Origin of the sequence: Carboxydocella sp. ULO1 (assembly GCF_002049255.1) — a bacterium.
Lineage (GTDB): Bacteria > Bacillota.
This window is the reverse complement of the sequence record NZ_BDLQ01000024.1, coordinates 1-506: the sequence shown is the minus strand read 5'-3', so window position 1 is coordinate 506 and position 506 is coordinate 1. Positions and strand designations below refer to the sequence as shown.

Annotated in this window: 1 protein-coding gene; it reads left to right on the top strand. The window is 54.5% G+C overall.

The window, feature by feature from the left end; genetic code table 11:
- Positions 1-506 (top strand): EF-Tu/IF-2/RF-3 family GTPase (locus tag ULO1_RS05560; protein ID WP_242947901.1); only part of this gene is annotated, 506 nt, incomplete at both ends.

Genomic DNA, 506 nt, shown 5'->3' with positions numbered 1-506 from the left:
AAGGCGCTGGAGTGCGGCTGCGGCTCCCGGGATTGCCAGTGGTGCGGCAAGATCTGGGAACTGATGGATGCTGTTGACAGCTACATCCCCACTCCTGAGCGGGATATCGATAAGCCCTTCCTGATGCCGGTTGAAGACGTGTTCACCATTACCGGTCGTGGTACTGTTGCTACCGGTCGGGTTGAGCGCGGTACTGTTAAGGTTGGAGACGAAGTAGAAATCGTCGGTCTGAGAGAAGAAACCAAGAAGACCGTTGTAACCGGTGTGGAAATGTTCCGTAAGATGCTGGATCAGGCCCAGGCTGGTGACAACATTGGTACTCTGCTGCGGGGTGTAGACCGGAAAGAGGTAGAACGTGGTCAGGTTCTGGCCAAGCCTGGTTCCATCAAGCCCCATACCAAGTTCTTCGCTGAAGTATACGTGCTGACCAAAGAAGAAGGTGGCCGTCATACTCCTTTCTTCAACGGTTACCGGCCCCAGTTCTACTTCCGGACCACTGACGTTAC